20 protein-coding genes are annotated in these 19,222 nt (G+C 61.2%); 10 read left to right on the forward strand and 10 right to left on the reverse strand.

Annotated features, from left to right (window positions below; translation table 11 throughout):
• Positions 1-4: 4 nt before the first annotated feature.
• Positions 5-193, forward strand: coding sequence for a Trm112 family protein (locus AC0JZ8_RS07035; RefSeq protein ID WP_062462256.1), 189 nt, complete (start codon positions 5-7; stop codon positions 191-193).
• 26 nt (positions 194-219) lie between these two features.
• Here AC0JZ8_RS07035 and AC0JZ8_RS07040 read toward each other — a convergent pair whose 3' ends face one another.
• Positions 220-1,434 (reverse strand): ubiquinone biosynthesis hydroxylase, encoded by a 1,215-nt coding sequence (locus tag AC0JZ8_RS07040; protein ID WP_471892142.1) that lies wholly within the window; start codon positions 1,432-1,434, stop codon positions 220-222.
• A gap of 114 nt (positions 1,435-1,548) precedes the next feature.
• On the opposite strand from AC0JZ8_RS07040, the gene tesB reads away from it, so the two are divergent.
• From tesB to AC0JZ8_RS07070, 6 genes are all read left to right on the forward strand, one after another.
• Positions 1,549-2,436: an acyl-CoA thioesterase II gene (tesB, locus tag AC0JZ8_RS07045; protein WP_471892143.1), complete on the forward strand. Its 888-nt coding sequence runs from the start codon at positions 1,549-1,551 to the stop codon at positions 2,434-2,436.
• 210 nt (positions 2,437-2,646) lie between these two features.
• Positions 2,647-2,997, forward strand: coding sequence for a P-II family nitrogen regulator (locus AC0JZ8_RS07050; RefSeq protein ID WP_062462263.1), 351 nt, complete (start codon positions 2,647-2,649; stop codon positions 2,995-2,997).
• Between the two features lie 28 nt (positions 2,998-3,025).
• Positions 3,026-4,387 carry an ammonium transporter gene (locus AC0JZ8_RS07055; RefSeq protein WP_062462266.1) on the forward strand — a complete coding sequence of 454 codons (1,362 nt, stop codon included), beginning with the start codon at positions 3,026-3,028 and terminating at the stop codon, positions 4,385-4,387.
• Positions 4,388-4,611: 224 nt separating this feature from the next.
• Positions 4,612-7,293 (forward strand): FtsK/SpoIIIE family DNA translocase, encoded by a 2,682-nt coding sequence (locus AC0JZ8_RS07060; protein ID WP_471892144.1) that lies wholly within the window; start codon positions 4,612-4,614, stop codon positions 7,291-7,293.
• Positions 7,294-7,386: 93 nt separating this feature from the next.
• Positions 7,387-8,046, forward strand: a complete 660-nt coding sequence (locus tag AC0JZ8_RS07065) for an outer membrane lipoprotein carrier protein LolA (protein WP_062581593.1) — start codon at positions 7,387-7,389, stop codon at positions 8,044-8,046.
• Between the two features lie 111 nt (positions 8,047-8,157).
• The gene (locus AC0JZ8_RS07070) at positions 8,158-8,961 is read left to right on the forward strand and encodes an exodeoxyribonuclease III (protein ID WP_471892145.1); all 804 of its coding nucleotides are present in this window, start codon (positions 8,158-8,160) and stop codon (positions 8,959-8,961) included.
• 14 nt (positions 8,962-8,975) lie between these two features.
• Here AC0JZ8_RS07070 and AC0JZ8_RS07075 read toward each other — a convergent pair whose 3' ends face one another.
• The 3 genes from AC0JZ8_RS07075 to AC0JZ8_RS07085 form a co-directional block, all read right to left on the reverse strand.
• Complete coding sequence (locus AC0JZ8_RS07075) at positions 8,976-9,338, reverse strand: hypothetical protein (RefSeq protein ID WP_471892146.1); 363 nt, start codon at positions 9,336-9,338, stop codon at positions 8,976-8,978.
• An 81-nt stretch (positions 9,339-9,419) separates the two neighbouring features.
• Positions 9,420-9,875 carry a cyclic nucleotide-binding domain-containing protein gene (locus AC0JZ8_RS07080; RefSeq protein ID WP_192085657.1) on the reverse strand — a complete coding sequence of 152 codons (456 nt, stop codon included), beginning with the start codon at positions 9,873-9,875 and terminating at the stop codon, positions 9,420-9,422.
• 24 nt (positions 9,876-9,899) lie between these two features.
• Positions 9,900-10,580 (reverse strand): response regulator transcription factor, encoded by a 681-nt coding sequence (locus AC0JZ8_RS07085; RefSeq protein WP_062462280.1) that lies wholly within the window; start codon positions 10,578-10,580, stop codon positions 9,900-9,902.
• A gap of 123 nt (positions 10,581-10,703) precedes the next feature.
• Here AC0JZ8_RS07085 and AC0JZ8_RS07090 point away from each other — a divergent pair, with 123 nt between their 5' ends.
• Complete coding sequence (locus AC0JZ8_RS07090; RefSeq protein WP_471892147.1) at positions 10,704-11,255, forward strand: L,D-transpeptidase family protein; 552 nt, start codon at positions 10,704-10,706, stop codon at positions 11,253-11,255.
• 15 nt (positions 11,256-11,270) lie between these two features.
• Here the strand turns inward: AC0JZ8_RS07090 and AC0JZ8_RS07095 are convergent, their stop codons facing one another.
• Together AC0JZ8_RS07095 and leuC are read right to left on the reverse strand one after the other, a co-directional pair.
• Positions 11,271-12,101: an EamA family transporter gene (locus tag AC0JZ8_RS07095; protein ID WP_471892148.1), complete on the reverse strand. Its 831-nt coding sequence runs from the start codon at positions 12,099-12,101 to the stop codon at positions 11,271-11,273.
• A 212-nt stretch (positions 12,102-12,313) separates the two neighbouring features.
• Complete coding sequence (leuC, locus tag AC0JZ8_RS07100) at positions 12,314-13,723, reverse strand: 3-isopropylmalate dehydratase large subunit (protein ID WP_471892149.1); 1,410 nt, start codon at positions 13,721-13,723, stop codon at positions 12,314-12,316.
• A 329-nt stretch (positions 13,724-14,052) separates the two neighbouring features.
• Between leuC and AC0JZ8_RS07105 the strand changes: the two genes are divergently transcribed.
• Positions 14,053-15,081: a sensor domain-containing diguanylate cyclase gene (locus AC0JZ8_RS07105; RefSeq protein WP_092659257.1), complete on the forward strand. Its 1,029-nt coding sequence runs from the start codon at positions 14,053-14,055 to the stop codon at positions 15,079-15,081.
• 25 nt (positions 15,082-15,106) lie between these two features.
• Here the strand turns inward: AC0JZ8_RS07105 and AC0JZ8_RS07110 are convergent, their stop codons facing one another.
• The 3 genes from AC0JZ8_RS07110 to rplS form a co-directional block, all read right to left on the reverse strand.
• Entirely contained in the window at positions 15,107-15,943 is an 837-nt protein-coding gene (locus AC0JZ8_RS07110; protein ID WP_471892150.1) for an amino acid ABC transporter permease, read from the reverse strand.
• A 40-nt stretch (positions 15,944-15,983) separates the two neighbouring features.
• Positions 15,984-16,781, reverse strand: a complete 798-nt coding sequence (locus tag AC0JZ8_RS07115; RefSeq protein WP_471892151.1) for a transporter substrate-binding domain-containing protein — start codon at positions 16,779-16,781, stop codon at positions 15,984-15,986.
• A gap of 205 nt (positions 16,782-16,986) precedes the next feature.
• Positions 16,987-17,523 (reverse strand): 50S ribosomal protein L19, encoded by a 537-nt coding sequence (rplS, locus tag AC0JZ8_RS07120; protein ID WP_062462300.1) that lies wholly within the window; start codon positions 17,521-17,523, stop codon positions 16,987-16,989.
• A gap of 270 nt (positions 17,524-17,793) precedes the next feature.
• On the opposite strand from rplS, the gene AC0JZ8_RS07125 reads away from it, so the two are divergent.
• On the forward strand, positions 17,794-18,540 hold the full coding sequence (locus AC0JZ8_RS07125; RefSeq protein ID WP_062462303.1) for a sulfite exporter TauE/SafE family protein: 747 nt from the start codon (positions 17,794-17,796) through the stop codon (positions 18,538-18,540).
• On the opposite strand, the gene trmD is transcribed toward AC0JZ8_RS07125, so the two are convergent.
• Positions 18,537-19,217 carry a tRNA (guanosine(37)-N1)-methyltransferase TrmD gene (trmD, locus tag AC0JZ8_RS07130; RefSeq protein WP_471892152.1) on the reverse strand — a complete coding sequence of 227 codons (681 nt, stop codon included), beginning with the start codon at positions 19,215-19,217 and terminating at the stop codon, positions 18,537-18,539. The two genes, AC0JZ8_RS07125 and trmD, sit on opposite strands and share 4 nt — an antisense overlap.
• Between the last annotated feature and the right edge of the window lie 5 nt (positions 19,218-19,222).

The following is a 19,222-nucleotide window of genomic DNA, read 5'->3' on the forward strand; positions in this document are numbered from 1 at the left end:
GGTCATGGACGAAAAACTCAGCAAGGTGGACCCGAAACTGCTCGATCTTCTCGTCTGCCCGATGACCAAGGGCAGGCTGTCGCTCGATCGCGAAAACAACGAGCTCGTGTCGCAAGGCGCGCGGCTTGCCTATCCGATCCGCGACGGGATCCCGATCATGCTCATGTCGGAAGCCCGCAAGCTCGAGGACTAGCCTTCAGATCGAGCCGTGAGCAGCCTTCAGATTGATCGGCCGCTCAGCAGTTTCGGGTTATCCTTGACCGTCGTTCCGGCGGCCTGGCCGATGAAGAAATCCTTGATCTTCGGAAGCCGCTCCACGACGCCCAAGCCGAAATCGCGGGCGATACGGATTGGCGTGACGTCGTTGGAAAACAGCCGGTTCAGCACATCCGTCGTCACGCCCATCCGGAACGTATCGAAACGCCGCCACGACTGGTAGCGCTCGAGCACATTGAGCGAGCCGATGTCGAGGCCGAGGCGATCCGCCTCGACGATCGTCTCGGCAAGCGCTGCGACATCCTTGAAGCCGAGGTTGAGACCCTGGCCGGAGATCGGATGAATGCCGTGGGCGGCATCGCCGGCAAGCGCGAAGCGCGGTGCGACAAAGGCACGCGACAGGGTGAGGCTGAGCGGATAGGCCTTGCGACCGCCGACCAGCCGGATCTCGCCCAGCTTGTGGCCGAAGCGCCGCTGCAGCTCTTCCTCGAAGATCAAGTCGTCCGATGCCATCAGGCGCTCGGCGGCATCGGTGCGCTCCGTCCAGACCAGCGACGAGCGATTGTTGGTGAGCGGCAGGATGGCGAACGGGCCGGACGGCAGGAAATGCTCTTCCGCCACGCCTTCGTGGTCGCGTTCATGGGCAACCGTCGCGACGATGCCGGACTGGTCGTATGTCCAGTTGACAGTGCGGATACCGGCCATGTCGCGCAGCTTCGAGCGCACGCCGTCGCACGCAACGAGAAGGCGGGTTTCCTCGGTCGAGTCATCGGAAAATTTCACGGTCGTATGCGTTGCGGTCGTCTCGAAGCCGGTGGCGGAAAGGCTGTGACGGATCGATACGCCGAGCCGTTCGGCGGCACCGCGCAGGGCGCGCACCATCGCGACGTTCGGCACCATATGGGCAAACGGCCTGCCTGCCTGGATCGTGCCGTCGAAGGTGAGAAAGACCGGGCGGACCGGATCGGATGTCCGGCTGTCGGTGACGATCATCCGGTTGATCGGCTGGGCGTGCGGCAAGATTTCGTCCCAGGTGCCGAGGATGTCGAGCATCTGGCTGGCGGCCGCGATGATCGCGGAGGCTCGCTCGTCCTTTTCCCAGACACCGGCCGGTGCGGCCTCGACGACCTGGACCTCCAGATGCGGCGCCGCCTGCTTGACCGCGACCGCCGCCGCAAGGCCCACATAACCACCACCCACAACCAGCATGTCCAGCATTGAAAAACTCCCGAGCACGTCAAACACTTCGTGGCGTTTCCATTTGAGCTCGAAACGCTTAGCCTTAGATATAGATCATCAAGTGCCCGCTTCCTACCGCCGGAGTCCGTCTTAATGTCGAGTTCTTCTACCCCGATCGATCCCATCAGCGCACTGCTGACAGTACTCGACCTCGAAAAGCTGGAGGAGAACCTGTTTCGCGGCAGGACCGGCCCCGACACGGGATGGCAGAGAGTGTTCGGCGGACAGGTGATCGGCCAGGCGCTGGTTGCGGCACAGCGGACGGTCGCCAGCGATCGCTTCGTGCACTCGCTGCATGCCTATTTCCTGCGGCCTGGAGATCCGCTGGTGCCGATTATATACCAAGTGGAGCGTATCAGGGACGGGGCGAGCTTCACCACGCGACGGATTGTCGCCATCCAGCATGGTCATGCCATCTTTTCGATGTCCGCTTCGTTCCAGATCGAAGAAGGCGGTTACGACCATCAGATGTCGATGCCGCCCGTCGCCATGCCGGAAGAGCTGATGCCGGAAAGCGAATTCAAGCAGATGTTCCTCAAGCACGGCTCGGATGCCGTGCGCCGCTACTGGTCTCGCGAGCGTCCGATCGAGATGCGGCCAACATCGCTTGCGCATTATCTGTCCAAGGAGAAGCTGGAGCCGCGCCAGGATATCTGGGTAAGGACCACCGGCCCGGTGCCGGACGACCGGGCGATCCAGGCAGCGCTGCTTGCCTATCTCTCCGACATGACGCTTCTCGATGCATCTCTCTATCCGCACGGCACCTCGATCTTCGATCCAACCATCCAGGCCGCGAGTATCGACCATGCGATGTGGTTCCACCGTCCGATCCGTTTCGACGACTGGCTGCTCTATTCGCAGGACAGTCCCAGCGCATCCGGCGCGCGCGGCATGACCCGCGGCGCAATCTACAGTCGATCCGGTGAACTCGTCGCATCCGTCGCGCAAGAAGGTTTGATTCGTAAAAGAGCAAATGAATAATATTTGGGCATTTTGAGAAAACTGCACAAGTTTTCGCCGCAATTTGGCCGGCGCGTTGCCCGTTATTTGGCGACGTTCTGAAAGGGTCATTCTTATCAATAGCTTAATCTGGCTTCTCAAACTGGCATGACCCTTGAATGTGTCATGTCAGTCGCTGCTCTTGATCAGGCAGTGATCCAGGAGAATCGGCCCCGAGCCGAGCAACAAAGGATGGGAAGCCAGATGAAAATTGTAATGGCCATTATCAAGCCATTCAAGCTGGATGAGGTGCGCGAAGCCCTCACCGCTGTCGGTATCCAGGGCCTTACCGTGACCGAAGTAAAGGGCTACGGACGCCAGAAGGGACACACGGAAATCTACCGTGGGACGGAATATGCGGTCAGCTTCCTGCCGAAGCTGAAAATCGAGATCGCGGTTCCGACCGACCTCGTCGAAAAAGCCGTTGAAGCAATCGCCTCTTCCGCCAAGACCGGCCAGATCGGCGACGGCAAGATCTTTGTCTATTCGATCGAGCAGGCCGTGCGCATCCGCACCGGCGAAACCAATACTGAAGCGCTGTAAGAACGGCTGACAGGGGAGTCTTCAAGCTATGCAATTCACCAAATTTTCCACTCTCGGGCGCCTCGGTGCCGCGGCTGCGGCCTTCGCCGCGCCCGCCGTCGCCTTTGCGCAGGACGCTGCCGCACCGGCAGTCGCTGCCGCGGCCGCGGCCCCGGTTGCCGACAAGGGCGACACCGCGTTCATGTTCATCTGCACGCTTCTCGTGCTGTTCATGCTGATGCCGGGCATCGCCCTATTTTACGGCGGCCTCGTCCGCACCAAGAACATGCTGTCGGTCCTGATGCAGTGCACCGTTGCCGGCGCCGCCATCATGATCATCTGGGTCACCTACGGCTATTCCTTTGCCTTCGGCGGCAGCACCTCCGCCTTCTGGGGTGGTACGGCGAAAATGTTCCTGTCGGGTGTCAACATGGACTCGACGGCTGCAACCTTCTCCGACGGCGTGGTCATTCCGGAATTCATCTTCGTGATGTTCCAGATGACCTTTGCGGCTCTGACGCCTGCACTGATCATTGGCGCCTTCGCCGAGCGCATCAAGTTCTCGGCTTCGATCCTGTTCTGCATCCTGTGGGTTACCTTCGTCTACTTCCCGATCGCCCACATGGTCTGGGACGCAAACGGCCTGATCTTCGGCTGGGGCGCGCTTGACTTTGCCGGCGGCACCGTCGTTCACATCAATGCAGGTCTTGCAGGTCTGATCGGTGCGATCATGGTCGGCAAGCGCACCGGCTACGGCAAGGACATGATGGCTCCGCATTCGATGACGCTGACGCTGGTCGGCGCTGCAATGCTCTGGGTCGGCTGGTTCGGCTTCAACGCAGGCTCCAACCTCGAAGCTTCGGGCGGCGCAATGCTCGCAACGGTCAACACCTTTGTTGCAACCGCTGCAGCCGTCCTCTCCTGGTGCGTCGTCGAAACCTTCACCCGCGGCAAGGCTTCGCTGCTCGGTGCTGTCTCGGGCATGATCGCCGGTCTCGTCGCCATCACGCCGGCTGCCGGCATTGCCGGTCCGATGGGCGCCATCGTCATGGGCCTGATCGTCTCGCCGCTGTGCTACTTCTTCGTTGCCGTCATCAAGAACAAGTTCGGCTATGACGACACGGCAGACGTGTTCGGCGTCCACGGCATCGGCGGCCTGTTCGGCGCTCTTGCCACGGGCATCTTCGCATCCGCCTCGCTCGGCGGTATCGGCTATGCCGAAGGCGTCACGATGGGCGGTCAGTTCATGACCCAGGTCTATGCCGTTCTCGTCACCATCGCATGGTGCGGTATCGGCTCGCTGGTCATCTACAAGATCGTCGATCTCGTCGTCGGCCTGCGCGTCACCGTGGAAGCAGAACGCGAAGGTCTCGATCTCGCCTCGCACGGCGAAGCTGCCTACCACTCGTAAGAGGCTGCAACTGCCTCTCGAAGGCAGCGTCAATCTCTGATGACCATCACACAAGCCCGGGCCTCTGGTCCGGGCTTTTGCGTTTTTCCAAGCGAATTCCAGCCGATCAATCTTGGTTAAAGTCGCGTTAACCATCGCGGGGGTATTCTGCCTGGAATTGCGTGACCGGCCGAAACCTGCCGGTTCATGAAACAGGCGGTTTTTCAGGACGGCGGGCAGACAAGATGGGCAGAAGCAGTTCGGCGGCTATGGCAAATCGATCCACCCGCCTGGTACTCACGGCCTTTGTCTGGCGACAGGCGCTCGCGCTGACAGGCTTTGGCATTTTCACGCTGCTGGCGCTGGCGGTGGCAGCCCTTGCCACGTGGAATGTCGCAGATCCGAGTTTCTCCTACGCCACCGACAACCCGCCTGCCAATATCCTCGGCTTTTCGGGCGCAGCCTTCGCCGACCTGATGATGCAGTTCCTCGGGCTTGCCAGCATCTTTGCGCTGCTTCCGATCCTTGCCCTGGCACTCGCTCTGATTTCCGGGCGTCGTTACGATCGCATTCCGGCGCGGCTTGCAGCATGGGGCGGCGGTACGCTTCTCGCCTCGGCGACGCTCGGCTGCTTTCCGGCGCCGGCGACCTGGCCGATCCCGAACGGCATCGGCGGCGTCATTGGCGACATGATCCTGCGCTTCCCGGCTCTCTTCGTCGGCGCCTATCCGACCGGCATGGTCGCAATCGTGCTCGGCTGCATCTTTACCATTCCCTGCATCTGGCTGATGCTGTTTGCGTCCGGCTTTGTCGGCGAGGCCGTCGAGACGGAAAGCGATGACGACGATGCGCCCGTGGCTGCCGTCTCCGCGCGCAACCGTCAGGATGAGGACGATGACGGCGACGACAATGGCCTCTTCGGGGGCTTCCTGGCGTTCGGCGCACTGGCCCATTACTGGTATATCGCTCAGGCGCGCCTGCGGCGGTTGACTGGGGCAAAGCCCCGCGCCCGTGTCGGTTTCGACCAGCCCTATGATTTCAACGACGACGAATTCGGCACCCTGAACGAGCCGGTTCGTGCCAAGCAGGCCTCTGCCGGTGGCAGAAGCCGGATGGAGCCGTCGCTCGATGGCGCACCGGAGCGGGTCCTGTCGCCACGCCGGATCGTATCTGCACCGCCGATGTCCTCCAATGACGCGGATGACGACGATGATCCGTCGCTCGATACGGCAGACAATCCACGTCGCCCGGCCGGGATCCTTGCCGACCACGATGAGGATTTCGCGGCCGCGCGCGGGTCGAAATCTGCTGGCAACGGCTCTCCGCGCGTCGTCCCGGCGGCACCGCCTCCCAAGCCCAGCGCCCGCGTCGGTCGCGATGCGCAGGGCTCGTTCATTTCGCCGGAAGGGTTCCAACTGCCCTCCGTGCACCTGCTTGCCGAACCAAAGGCGATTGCCCGCGATGCTTCGCTGTCGGCTGACGCGCTGGAGCAGAACGCCCGCATGCTGGAAGGCGTGCTGGAGGATTTCGGCGTCAAGGGCGAGATCATCCACGTCCGCCCGGGCCCTGTCGTGACACTCTACGAACTGGAACCTGCGCCGGGCATCAAGTCGTCCCGCGTGATCGGACTTGCCGACGATATCGCCCGCTCCATGAGCGCCATCGCCGCCCGTGTCGCGGTCGTTCCCGGCCGCAACGCGATCGGGATCGAGCTGCCGAACCGAATTCGCGAAACCGTCTATCTGCGCGAAATGATCGGCTCGAAGGATTTCGAAACCAGCAAGGCAAAGCTTGCCATGGCACTCGGCAAGACGATCGGCGGCGAGCCTGTTGTCGCCGATCTCGCCAAGATGCCGCATCTTCTCGTGGCCGGTACCACCGGTTCTGGTAAATCCGTCGCGATCAACACGATGATCCTCTCGCTTCTCTATCGTTACACGCCGGAGAAGTGCCGCCTGATCATGATCGACCCCAAGATGCTCGAGCTTTCCGTCTATGACGGCATCCCGCATCTCCTGTCTCCGGTCGTCACCGATCCGAAAAAGGCTGTCGTTGCGCTCAAATGGACCGTCCGCGAGATGGAAGAGCGCTACAAGAAAATGTCGAAGATCGGCGTGCGCAATATCGACGGGTTCAACTCGCGCGTCGAGCAGGCGATGGAGCGCGGCGAGGTTCTGACCCGTACCGTCCAGACTGGTTTCGATCGCCAGACCGGCGAGGCGGTTTACGAGACGGAAGAGTTCGACCTGCAGCCGATCCCCTATATCGTCGTCATCATCGACGAAATGGCCGACCTGATGATGGTAGCGGGCAAGGATATCGAAGGCGCTGTCCAGCGTCTGGCGCAGATGGCGCGTGCGGCCGGCATCCATGTGATCATGGCGACGCAGCGCCCCTCGGTCGACGTCATCACCGGCACGATCAAGGCCAACTTCCCGACCCGTATCTCTTTCCAGGTCACGTCGAAGATTGACAGCCGTACCATTCTCGGCGAACAGGGTGCCGAACAGCTGCTGGGTCAGGGCGATATGCTCTACATGGCGGGCGGCGGTCGGATTCAGCGTGTCCACGGGCCTTTCGTCTCCGATACCGAGGTCGAAGAGATCGTCGCCTACTTGAAAACTCAAGGGTCGCCCCAATATCTCGAAGCTATCACGGCTGATGACGACGAGGATGGCGAGGGCGCAGGACCTGCCGGCACTTCCAACCTCTCGGACTCGGACGATCCTTACGACCAGGCAGTGGCGGTGGTGCTCAAAGACGGCAAGGCCTCCACATCCTACATCCAGCGCCGTCTCGGCATCGGCTACAACCGCGCGGCATCGCTGATCGAGCGGATGGAGCAGGAGGGCCTGATCGGTCCTGCCAACCACGCTGGCAAGCGCGAAATCCTCGTGCCGACCGAAGCGGATGTGCTGGATCGGTAAGGCCGGTAAAGCGGTCTTCAGGGGTTCGTGATCCGGCGCAAGCGGCCATCAAGACGCCGTGTTTCCACAACAGAAACACGGAAGGAGACCAGAATGACAGAACAAAAGACCACTCTTTCCAAAAGCATGACCGGACTGCTCGGCCGTCGCCAGTTCTCGCTCGGCCTTGCCGGCGGTGTTGCCGGGCTGCTGGTTGCGGGAGCGGCAAAGCCCGTTCTGGCGCAGGCCGCAGCCGGTGCCTCGGCTCAGCGGATCGCCGACCATTTCTCGTCGGTGAAGACGATGATGGGCGAGTTCGTTCAGTTCGGGCCACGCGGCGAACAGACCGGCGGCAAGTTCTTTATCGAGCGTCCCGGCAAGCTGCGCTTCAACTTCGAGGATCCATCGCCGCTGCGCGTGATCGCCGACGGCCGCAACGTGGTGGTGGGCAACGTCAAGCTCAAGACCTGGGATATCTATCCCCTGTCGAAGACGCCGCTCAGCCTGCTTTTGTCCGAGCGTATCGACCTCACCTCCGCGACCGTGCGCAGCGTGCGGGAAGAAACCGACCTCACGACGATCGTGCTCGGCAACAAATCGATCTTCGGCGATTCGACCATCACCATGATGTTCGACACCAAGACCTTCGATCTTCGCCAGTGGACGATCACCGACGCCCAGAACAAGGATACGTCCGTGATGGTCTATAACGTCCGCAACGGCGTGGCGATGGACGAGCGAGTGTTCACCATTCCCTATGATCAGGTGAAGTAAGACCCATCTGCCGAGACGGATCGCTTTTGGAGGGCTGCGGAAACGCGGCCCTTTTTGCTTTTACTGCTATCCGAAATTGCCTAGAGGTGATGCCCATCAGCGAGGGCAGGCATGACATTCTCCATCACCACCTGGAACATCAACTCGGTCCGGCTTCGCATGCCGATCGTGCAGCAGTTCATTACCCGCAACCAGCCGGACATTCTCTGCCTGCAGGAGATCAAGTGCCAGGAGCCTGAGTTCCCCTACCAGCCGCTGAGAGACCTCGGTTACGCGCATATCATCGTGCACGGCCAGAAGGGCTATCACGGCGTCGCCATCGCCTCGCGGATCCCGCTCTCGGAAGATCACCGCCAGAATTACTGCAATGTCGGCGATGCCCGGCACATCTCGGCGCTTTTCGGGACGGGTACCCGGCGCATCCGGGTGCATAATTTCTACGTGCCTGCGGGAGGCGACGAGCCGGACCGGACGATCAATCCGAAATTCGGCCACAAGCTGGATTTTGTCGAAGAGATGAAGGTTTTGAAGGCCGATGCGACGCCCGGCATTTCGTCGATCCTCGTCGGCGATCTGAATATCGCACCGCTGGAGCACGATGTGTGGTCGCACAAGCAGCTTCTGAAGATCGTCAGTCACACGCCGGTCGAAACTGAGGGCATGAAGGAGATCATCTCCAAGGGCGGCTGGCTCGATCTGATGCGCCAGTACACGCCGGAGCCGGAAAAGATTTACACCTGGTGGAGCTACCGCGCCAAGGACTGGGAAGCCGCCAACAAGGGTCGCCGTCTCGATCATATCTGGTCATCGCCGGACCTTGGCCCGTTTCTCGACCGGATCGAGGTGCTGAAGGAAGCCCGAGGCTGGACCCAGCCATCGGACCACGTTCCGGTAACGGCGGTGTTCAAGTTCTAAGCGGCGGGTGCCGTCTATCGGCTGTGCTTATGTTCCGATGGATCGTCGCTTAGAGCATTGAAATAGGTTTGGTTTTCCGGCGTCATTCGCGATTGGAACCGGGCGCGTTGATCGATCAGACGATTCATCTCACGGTTTGATTTCCAAGACCAGATCAGCAAACCCAAGAGATAGACACCGCCCAAACCAGCGAAGATTTTGGTTGCCCAGAACGCGAACTCACCAGCTGGAGCTGGAAGCTCCTCCCAGGAAATAAGCGATGCAATTATTCCGGCGAGGGCTCCGACAATGATTGCCGCTTTACCGACACTGCTTTTTTTGCCCTGCATGACCACCCCTGAGCTTTTTCGCGCAAAATAACACGCGGAAATTGCCATGCGGTATTGCTTCAGTTTCGTGGTTAAAGAAGCGTCTAGTGTGAGGAATAGTCAGTCAGGGAGGCAGGTCTTAGCCAAGCCTCAGCGGAACCGGTGCTGCATAGCGAGCGCCGCCTTGGCGAGGTTGACGATGTTGTCGCGGATGCGGTTTTCGATGAGACGACCGACCTGGGGATATTCTTCCAGCAGGCGCTCGAACAGGGATCGGCCGATCCTGAGCGTTTCGGAATCTTCGGCCGCGATTGCCGTGAACTTGCGCTCGACCATGGTCACCAGCGCGAGCTCGGATAGAAGCGTGCCGGGCCCGACCGTCTTGTCGAGACGAACGGTGCCGTCGCGGGTGGTCGAGTAGAGGTCGAAACTGCCTTTGCAGACGATGAAGGCGGATTCGGCGGGGGAACGCTCGCGAAACAGCTCCTGGCCGCCGGATGTCGAGCGCCGTTCCGCCCCGAACGCAATCAGCCGCAGCTGGTCGCCATCCAGTTCCCTGAAAAGCGGCACTTGCGACAGAAGCCGGATATCGTCGGACAGTGCCATTTTACGGGTTTGCGGTCTTCGGGGTTAAGGAACGATCTTGTATCCACCGTTTTCCGTCACCAGAATCTCAGCATTCGAGGGGTCGCGCTCGATCTTCTGTCTCAGACGATAGACATGGGTTTCCAGTGTATGCGTTGTAACGCCGGAATTATAGCCCCATACTTCTTCCAGAAGAATATCGCGTGTGACGACCTTCAGCCCTGCGCGATAGAGATAGCGGATGATCGCCGCTTCCTTTTCGGTCAGACGGATCTTCTTGCCATCGTCCGTGGTCAGAAGCTTCTGGCTCGGCTTGAACAGGTAGGGGCCGACGGTGAACGTGGCGTCCTCGCTCTGTTCGTACTGGCGAAGCTGGGCGCGGATACGCGCAAGCAGAACCGCAAAGCGGAACGGCTTCGTCACATAATCGTTGGCGCCGGCTTCGAGGCCGAGGATCGTGTCGGAATCGGTGTCGTGGCCGGTCAACATGATGATCGGGGCCTTGAAGCCGTTCTTGCGCAGAACCTTGACCGCCTCGCGGCCGTCCATATCCGGCAAGCCGACATCCATGATCAGCAGATCGACCTGGGTCGCCTTGGCGGTATTGACCGCCTTGGTTGCATTGGCTTCCTGCAGGATCGAGAATTCGTCGTAGAAGCCGAGCTGCTCCACAAGGGTCTCGCGCAGATCATCGTCGTCATCGACCAGCAGTATCGTTCTCGCCATGCAGTTCTTGCCTTCCGTAGCGCCTATTGCGTTTGTAAGACGTATCTAGGGATCTTCGATGTAAAACCCAACCCGCTATGAATTCAAACGAAATCATATTCAAAGCAAAACCTTGTGAGTGAAATGCATCGTTTTCTCGAGAAAGATAACAAAACCGGACCCGTCGTCGTGGTTCGTACCGCGCCGCGTGACCGCCGGCGTGCCATCGTGACATGCGGCGGGATCACCGTTCAGGCAGCGCTGGGGCGATCCGGGACGACGGCGTTCAAGCGGGAAGGCGACGGGGGAACGCCGATTGCCGCGATGCGGATCATCAGCGGCTTCATCCGCGGCGACCGTCTTTCGGTGCCGGCCACGCGGCTTCCGCTTCGCCGCATCGGCCGCGACATGCTCTGGTGCGACGAGCCGAAGCACCCGGCCTACAACCGCCTGGTGAAGGCCCCGTTCAAACCCTCTCACGAGGAGATGCAACGGGCAGACGAACTCTACGATATCTGCCTCGTGCTCGACTGGAACATCACCTCGCGCAAGCGCCACGGCGGCTCGGCCATCTTCTTCCACCTGATCCGCCCGGGTTACAAGCCCACCGCCGGCTGCGTCGCGGTTCACCCGCGCGACATGAAGCGGCTGCTGCCGTTTCTGCGCAAGGGGACGCTTGTGCGGGTGCTGGGGTGAGGGTGCTGGGATAGGCTACCGGCCGATGGCAATCGCACCGGCCGCCACGATGAGCCCGGCCACGATGCGCTTCGGTGTGAGTGTCTCGCCGAGGAACAGCCTGCCGATGATCATCGCGAAGACCACGCTCGTTTCGCGGATTGCGGTGATGGGACCGGCAGGTCCCATGGAGTAGGCGATGATGACGACGCCATAGGCGATCAGCACGAAGATGCCGGCCAGCAGGGCCTTGCGGGTTTCCCGCTCGCGGATGTCCAGGCGCAAGCGGCCCCGCATCAGCGTATACGCGACAATCAGAAGCACGCCATAGGTGAACAGCACCCAGGCGGCATAGGCACCCGGATCGGCCAGATAGCGTACGCCGATGGAATCAACCGTCGCGTAGGTGGCGATGATTAGCCCGGTCAGCAGCGCCCACAAAATGGACGTGGTCGGCGCGCGCTGGCTGCCGGTCGAGAGGCTCATGATGCCAGCCGCTACCAGGATGACGCCGAGAATCTGGGAAGAGGTGAGCGTTTGTCCCATCATCAGGAAGCCGCCGAGTGACACCGGAAGCGGCACGGAGCCGCGCACGATCGGGTAGACCTGTCCGAGGTCGCCCAGCCGGTAGGCGAAGACGAGGAAGATGCTGTAGGCCACCTGCAGCATCGATGAGGCGAGGATAAACCCGAGGCCTGCGGCCGTCGGCCATGGAAACCACAGCATGACCGGGAGAGCGGCGAGAATGCCCGTGATGCCCATCACGGTGATCGACCATAGCCTGTCGGCGCCCGAGCGCAGGAATGCATTCCAGCTGGCATGCATGACGGCGGCTGTAAGCGCCAGCGCGATGACGGTCGGGCTCATTGCTTGGCGATCCTTCCGGCCCGCGGCAAAAGACGGAGCGGGCAGACAGGCATTGCCGTACCGATCTCCTTAAAAATCTACCGTATTGGCGCGTCCCGAAAGGTCAAACGTGTTTTCCTGAACCGGCTGTGAGCGCTGCTCATCGCAGCAAAAAGCCGCCGGATGCTTTCACATCCAGCGGCTTCGCTTGTCTGGCATGAAGAGCCTTCAGCCTATTTCCAGTCGCGGATATCCACGAAGCGACCGGCGACGGCGGCAGCTGCTGCCATGGCCGGTGAGACCAGGTGGGTGCGGCCCTTGGAGCCCTGACGGCCCTCGAAATTGCGGTTCGAGGTCGAAGCGCAGCGTTCATAGGGGTTCAGGCGGTCGTCGTTCATGGCAAGGCACATGGAGCAGCCAGGCTCGCGCCAATCGAAACCGGCAGCCTTGAAGATCCGGTCGAGACCTTCGGCTTCCGCCTGTTCCTTGACGAGGCCGGAGCCCGGAACGACCATGGCCGAGACAGTGGGCGCCACGGTCTTGCCTTCGACCATCTTTGCCGCAGCGCGCAGATCCTCGATGCGTCCGTTGGTGCAGGAGCCGATGAAGACGCGATCGATGGTGATGTCGGTCATCTTCGTGCCCGGCGTCAGGCCCATATACTCGAGTGCGCGCCATTTGGAGGTGCGCTTGTTCTCGTCCTTGATCTGGTCCGGATCCGGCACCGTGCCTTCGATCGTGGTCACGTCCTCGGGCGAGGAGCCCCAGGAAACGATCGGGGGCAGGGCGGCTGCGTCCAGCACCACGACCTTGTCGTAATGGGCGCCTTCGTCCGTGTGCAGCGTCTTCCAGTAGTCGACGGCCATATCCCAGGCGGTGCCCTTCGGCGCGCGCGGCTTGCCCTTGATATACTCGAACGTCGTCTCGTCAGGAGCGATCAGGCCGGCACGAGCGCCACCTTCGATCGTCATGTTGCAGACGGTCATGCGGCCTTCCATGGAGAGCGACCGGATCGCCTCGCCGGCAAACTCGATGACGTGTCCGGTGCCGCCGGCGGTGCCGATTTCGCCGATGATCGACAGGATGACGTCCTTTGCCGTGACGCCCGCCGGCAGTTTGCCGTCGACGCGGACCAGCATGTTCTTCGCCTTGGTCTGCAGCAGCGTCTGGGTGGCGAGAACATGCTCCACTTCCGACGTGCCGATGCCGTGCGCCAGCGAACCGAAGGCGCCGTGCGTCGAGGTATGGCTGTCACCGCAGACGATCGTCATGCCTGGCAGGGTAAAACCCTGTTCCGGCCCGACGATATGGACGATACCCTGGCGGACATCGCTTTCGGAAAAGTATTCGACGCCGAAATCCCTGGCGTTTTCGGCCAGCGCCTCGACCTGGATGCGGCTTTCCTCGTTCTTGATGCCGAGGTGACGGTCAGGCGAGGTCGGCACGTTGTGATCGACGACGGCGAGCGTGCGCTGCGGCGAGCGCACCTTGCGTCCGGCAAGGCGCAGGCCCTCGAAGGCCTGCGGGCTCGTCACCTCATGCACCAGGTGACGGTCGATATAGAGAAGACAGGTATCGTTTTCATCGCGGGAGACGACGTGGTCGTCCCAGATCTTGTCATACAAAGTACGAGGTGCGCTCATGGCTGCGGTCCAATAAGATTGAGAATGGGTGGGGAAATAGAGGCGGCATCTTAGGCCGCGCCGGACATGTCTGCCCGGTCAGCTAAGTCGGCTGCATAGAGCGCCGGATACGCGCGCAAAAAAGCGTGACGGCAGACGCTTGTGGTCCTGCAGCACGATCATGCGGTTCGCGAGACATCCGAATTTCGATCCCATGGCAAAGGGTGTAGCAGTTTTTTGAATTCTCGGCAATTGCCTCCAGAAAACGTACATGCGAGAACGCTACTAAAGGAACCCCCTCATGGGGGGCCGGTCTGCAGCGCCTCCCGGGCCTGAAAGAGGAGACGAGAATGGCTTTGCCAGCCCAGCTTCCCGACAACGAGGCTGAACGCCTGCTCTCTGTGCGGGCCCTGATTTCCGCCGACGGACCCTCCACGCCGGAGCTCGAGGCGCTTGTGAAGCTTGCCAAGGATGTGTTCACGACGCCTTATGCGGCCGTCAACATCGTCGACGCCGATTGGCATCGGGTGGCCTGCCAAGTTGGCATTCGAACGAGCGAATGCCCGCGCGACATCTCGATCTGCTCCCGTGTCGTGTTCGACAACGAGGTCGTGGTGGTTCCCGATCTTGCCCGCCATCCGGAACTGCGCGATCTTCCTTATGTGCTGGGCGAGCCGGGTTTCAGGTCCTATGCCGGTGCGCCGGTCGCGCTGGAGCCGGGTCTTCCCGTTGGTGCCTTCTGCCTTCTCGATACCGAGCCGCGCGAATTCAGCGACCGGGAGATCGCCAATCTCATGCATTTCGCCGAGGTGGCGAGCGGTCTTTTGCGGCTGCAGAAGGCAAATCATGTGATGGGTTTTGCCGAGGAAAAGCTGCGGCTGGCCGCAATCACCGATCCGATGACCGGGTTCTACAATCGCGCGGCGCTGGTCTCGATCGTCGACGGCATGCTGGCCGATGCGTTTTCGGCGCAGCAGACGGTCGGCGTTCTCTACATGGATATGGACGGGTTCAAGACGATCAACGACACGCTCGGCCATCCCGCTGGCGATGAAGTGCTGAAGCAGGCGGCGCAACGCATTACCGAATGCCTCGGTGTCCAGGAAATTGCCGTCAGGATGGGTGGCGACGAGTTCGCCGTCTTCGTACCGAACCTTGCCAATGCCGATGCGCTGGCCGGTCTTTCGGAACGCCTCGTGAAACGGTTCCGCAGCCCGTTTGCCGTGGGCAGGCATATCGTCAATGCACGTCTGAGCGTGGGTGCTGCCCTTGCGCCGCATGCAGGGTCGGATCGCCTCAGCCTGTTGCAGGCCGTGGATGAAGCGCTGTACGAGGCGAAGGCCTCCGGCCGCGACAGGTTCGTCCTCAGGTCATCCTGACGGCGGCGAATGCGGGCGATGCCTTCTATAGACGGCTTGCCTTTCTGATCCCCTGTTCCCGCATCCTCTTTTCGACTTGCCGCAAGGCAATCGACAGGCCGATCGTCAGGATCAGGTAGATATAGGCGACGATCGAATAGGTCTCGAAAAACCGGAACGAGCCGGAGGCGTAGATCTTGCCGGCCTGGCTGATATCGGCCACGCCGAGAACCGAAACGAGAGAACTGTCCTTCACCATGGCAACGAAGTCGTTCGAGAGGGGTGGGAAGATCACCCGTATCGCCTGCGGGAATACGACAAGGCGAAAGCGCTGACCCCGCGTCAGCCCGAGCGCCATGGCCGCTTCGACCTGGCCGCGATCGATGGACTGGAAACCGGCGCGAAAGATCTCGGCGATAAAGGCCGAATAGCCGATCGTCAGCGCAATGATCGCTCGCCACATCAGCGACAGATCGCGGACCTGCATCGGCTCCAGCCAGCCGCCGTCGACCAATGGCGTGATCAGGACATTGTAAAAACCGACGATCGCCGGTGCGCCGGCAAAGGCAATGTAGAACAAAAGAACCAGGATCGGGATGCCGCGCACGACTTCCACATAGAAGCGCGCCGCCTGCCTCAGCGCAAGGCGATCGGAAAGACCGGCAAGCGCAATCGCCAGGCCCAAAGCGGTGGCAAGCACGAAGGCGGTGACCGTCACGAACACCGTCACCCAGATGCCGCGTGAGACTGTGGCAAACACCTGGGCATAGAGATCGTTGACGACGATCACGGCTGCGATCGCGAGGCCTATGACGACGACGGCTGCTAGCCACCACGGACGATCACCATCGCCGCCCGATGTCGGCAGGGTCTGAAAGGTCATCAGGTTTCGACCCTGTCCGCGGTGCCTGCCATCCTGGTGGTCACTGGCCCATCTTGTAGTCGAGGAACCACTTCTTGTTCAGGGCATCCAGCGTGCCGTCTGCTTTCAGCGCGGCGATCGCGGCGTTGACGGGGGCTGCGAGATCCGATCCCTTCTTGAAGATGAAGCCGAAATCTTCGGCTCCGAGCGGCCCGCCGATCACCTTCAACCCGCCGTTTGACGCGTCGACATAGCCTTTGGCCGCGACGCTGTCAGTCAGCACGAGATCGACGTCTCCACCTTTCAGAGCCTGGACAGTTGCGCCAAAGGTTTCGAACAGCTTGATGCGTGGGTTCTGCTCGTTGCCGTCGAGGATGCTGTAGACGGCGGTGTAGAACGGCGAGGTGCCGGGCTGGGCGCCGATCAGAGCGCCGTCCACGGCCGCAAAGGCCTTTTCGTCGGCAAAGCGGGTTTCGTCGCCACGCACCAGCATGAACTGTTCGGAGCGCAGGTAGGGATCGGAGAAATCGACCTGTGCCTTGCGTTCATCCTTGATGGTGATGCCGGTCATGCCGATGTCGTACTGTCCATCGGACACGGCCTGGATCATCGCGTCCCAGCTGACATTCTGGTACTCGACCTTGAAATTCAGCCGCTTGGCGATCTCGTTCATCGCATCATACTCCCAGCCGATCGCCTCGCCCGTCTTCGGATCGACGAACTGCAGGGGTGGGTAGGCGTTTTCGGTAACCACGACAACAGACCGGCCCTTCAGGTCCGGCAGGTTTTGCGCGAAGGCGCAGACCGGTGCCAGGCTTGCAACTGCGAGGGCGGCAATGACAAAACGTCTTTTCAGCACGGGGCGATCCTCAAGAGAAATATCTCAGCCAAATCTCACCAATTTCTGCGGGAAGACAAGCACAACCATTCCCTCAGACGAAGATCGCTGGGTTTGCCTTTGCAGACGCAACTGCAGTGGGGTCGATATCAATGCCCGAGGGCAATCGCAGGCAACAAAAAAAGGCGGCCAAACGGCCGCCTTTTCGTATCCCATAAGGGAAATCTTATTCAGCAGATGCTGCTTCTGCAGCCTTTGCTTCTTCCGCAGCCTTCGCTTCAGCGGCTTCTGCTGCTGCCTTGTCGGCGGCGAGAGCCTGTGCTGCTGCGATCTTTTCAGCTTCGATGCGTGCCTTTTCTTCGACAACTGCAGCGCGCTCGGCTTCGTTCAGCTTGCGTGCGCGCGTGCCGGTGTTCTCGACGATACGAGCCGACTTGCCGCGACGATCGCGCAGGTAGTACAGCTTGGCGCGACGGACGCGACCGCGGCGAACGATTTCGACGCCTTCGACGAGCGGCGAGTAGACCGGGAATACGCGCTCGACGCCTTCGCCGTAGGAGATCTTGCGAACGGTGAAGCTTTCGTTGATGCCGCCGCCGGAACGGGCGATGCAAACGCCTTCATAGGCCTGTACGCGGGTACGGGTGCCTTCCGTCACGCGGACGTTGACGCGGACGGTGTCGCCCGGGGAAAATTCTGGAAGCGAGCGCTTGGCTTCGATCTTGGCGACCTGTTCGGCCTCAAGCTGCTGGATGATGTTCATGTGTCAAACCTCAGGTTTTTCTGAAACAGCCAGAGCGCTCTTAGGATCCGTTGGTCAAAGCCTCTGGATCTGCCTCGCGGCAGAGCGTTTCGCCATTCTTTGTTGCTGGCAGACGGGACAGTTTTCCCATTTCCGTTCGCGCCATTACACGAAAGGCATGCGCTTGTCATCGGGCATGCCGCAATTTTGTGGCGATCGGTGGCGTTTTCGCCGCTTGCTGCCTCTCTATAGCAGGTCTAAAGGCTGACCGAAAAGAATTCGGGAGGATTCATGTCGATCACCATGGTGGTGCTGCTGGCCGCGGCCGGCTTTTTCTCGGGCGCCGCCAACGCGATTGCCGGCGGCGGAACGTTTCTCGTCTTCGGCGCCTTGACGCTTGCCGGCGTGCCGCCGATCTCGGCCAACGCAACATCGTCGATCGTGCAGTTTCCGGGCTATGTCACCTCGACGCTTGCCTATCGCCGCGAGATTGCCAGCCACTGGCGAAGTGCTTTGGCGCTCGCAATCGTCTCCGTCATCGGCTCGATTTTGGGAGCGCTGATCCTGCTGGCGCTCGACAATGACGCGTTTCGCCAGGTCGTGCCGTGGCTCCTGGGCGCTGCGACCGCCGTGTTTGCGGCAGGCCCATGGCTTAAGCCGAAAGCCTCGTCCGAGCGCCCTGCCAACTCGCCGCTTTCGGTCATCGGTCAGTTCCTGACATCGATCTATGGTGGGTTCTTCGGGGCCGGAATGGGGATCATGATGCTGGCGGTGCTGGGTATGACGACCGGCGGCAGCTATCACCATCTCAACGCGCTGAAGAACATGCTGGCGGCGCTGATTGCCGGCGTCGCGATCGTCGTCTTTGTCGGCGGCGGCGTGATTGCCTGGCCGGAAACGATCATCATGATGCCGGCCGGCGCGCTTGGCGGCTATTGCGGCGTGTGGCTCGCACGGCGCGTTCCGCAGGCAGTGCTGCGCTGGTGCGTGGTGGCGGTCGGCGCAGGCCTCACCGTCTACTATTTCGTGACCGGCTAGCTCTCGTTCAGCAGGTCCGGGCGGCGTTCGCGGGTGAGCCGCAGCGACTGTTCCAGCCGCCATTTCTCGATCGCGGCATGATTGCCGGAGGTCAGAATGGCGGGGATTTCCCGGTCTTCGAAGACCTGTGGACGCGTATAGTGTGGATGTTCGAGCAGGCCGTGCTCGAAGCTTTCGTGGGTGCCGGAAAGCGCATTGCCCATCACGCCCGGCAGGATGCGCACAACGCTGTCGAGCAGCGTCAGCGCGGCCGGCTCGCCGCCCGAAAGGATATAGTCGCCGATCGAAACTTCCTCGAGCTGACGTGCATCGATCACCCGCTGGTCGACGCCTTCGAAACGACCGCAGACGATGACAACGCCCTCGCCATTGCCAAGCTCGCGGACCCGCTTCTGGCTGAGCGGCTTTCCGCGCGGGCTCATCAGCAGGCGGGGACGGCTGTCGTTTGCGAGGGAATCGATCGCCTTGCCGAGAATATCCGCCCTTAGCACCATGCCGGCGCCGCCGCCGGCCGGCGTGTCGTCCACGGTGCGGTGCTTGTCCTCGGCGAAATCACGGATCTGCATCGCCTCAAGCGACCACTGCCCGCGTTCCATCGCTTTTCCGGAGAGGGAAAAGCCGAGATGGCCGGGAAACATTTCCGGGTAGAGGGTGAGCACCGTGGCGCGAAACGGCATCGCGG

It is taken from the genome of Velazquezella soli (assembly GCF_977018685.1).

Excerpts from the sequence above, each read along its gene's own strand:
- AC0JZ8_RS07055 (WP_062462266.1), top strand. The coding sequence starts at position 3,026 with ATGCAATTCACCAAATTTTCCACTCTCGGGCGCCTCGGTGCCGCGGCT.
- rplS (WP_062462300.1), bottom strand. The coding sequence starts at position 17,523 with ATGAACATCATCCAGCAGCTTGAGGCCGAACAGGTCGCCAAGATCGAA.
- leuC (WP_471892149.1), bottom strand. The coding sequence starts at position 13,723 with ATGAGCGCACCTCGTACTTTGTATGACAAGATCTGGGACGACCACGTC.
- AC0JZ8_RS07075 (WP_471892146.1), bottom strand. The coding sequence starts at position 9,338 with ATGGCAATTTCCGCGTGTTATTTTGCGCGAAAAAGCTCAGGGGTGGTC.
- AC0JZ8_RS07065 (WP_062581593.1), top strand. The coding sequence starts at position 7,387 with ATGACAGAACAAAAGACCACTCTTTCCAAAAGCATGACCGGACTGCTC.
- AC0JZ8_RS07050 (WP_062462263.1), top strand. The coding sequence starts at position 2,647 with ATGGGAAGCCAGATGAAAATTGTAATGGCCATTATCAAGCCATTCAAG.
- AC0JZ8_RS07090 (WP_471892147.1), top strand. The coding sequence starts at position 10,704 with ATGCATCGTTTTCTCGAGAAAGATAACAAAACCGGACCCGTCGTCGTG.
- AC0JZ8_RS07125 (WP_062462303.1), top strand. The coding sequence starts at position 17,794 with ATGTCGATCACCATGGTGGTGCTGCTGGCCGCGGCCGGCTTTTTCTCG.
- trmD (WP_471892152.1), bottom strand. The coding sequence starts at position 19,217 with ATGCCGTTTCGCGCCACGGTGCTCACCCTCTACCCGGAAATGTTTCCC.
- AC0JZ8_RS07105 (WP_092659257.1), top strand. The coding sequence starts at position 14,053 with ATGGCTTTGCCAGCCCAGCTTCCCGACAACGAGGCTGAACGCCTGCTC.
- tesB (WP_471892143.1), top strand. The coding sequence starts at position 1,549 with ATGTCGAGTTCTTCTACCCCGATCGATCCCATCAGCGCACTGCTGACA.
- AC0JZ8_RS07070 (WP_471892145.1), top strand. The coding sequence starts at position 8,158 with ATGACATTCTCCATCACCACCTGGAACATCAACTCGGTCCGGCTTCGC.
- AC0JZ8_RS07060 (WP_471892144.1), top strand. The coding sequence starts at position 4,612 with ATGGGCAGAAGCAGTTCGGCGGCTATGGCAAATCGATCCACCCGCCTG.
- AC0JZ8_RS07085 (WP_062462280.1), bottom strand. The coding sequence starts at position 10,580 with ATGGCGAGAACGATACTGCTGGTCGATGACGACGATGATCTGCGCGAG.
- AC0JZ8_RS07035 (WP_062462256.1), top strand. The coding sequence starts at position 5 with ATGGACGAAAAACTCAGCAAGGTGGACCCGAAACTGCTCGATCTTCTC.
- AC0JZ8_RS07080 (WP_192085657.1), bottom strand. The coding sequence starts at position 9,875 with ATGGCACTGTCCGACGATATCCGGCTTCTGTCGCAAGTGCCGCTTTTC.
- AC0JZ8_RS07110 (WP_471892150.1), bottom strand. The coding sequence starts at position 15,943 with ATGACCTTTCAGACCCTGCCGACATCGGGCGGCGATGGTGATCGTCCG.
- AC0JZ8_RS07040 (WP_471892142.1), bottom strand. The coding sequence starts at position 1,434 with ATGCTGGACATGCTGGTTGTGGGTGGTGGTTATGTGGGCCTTGCGGCG.
- AC0JZ8_RS07095 (WP_471892148.1), bottom strand. The coding sequence starts at position 12,101 with ATGAGCCCGACCGTCATCGCGCTGGCGCTTACAGCCGCCGTCATGCAT.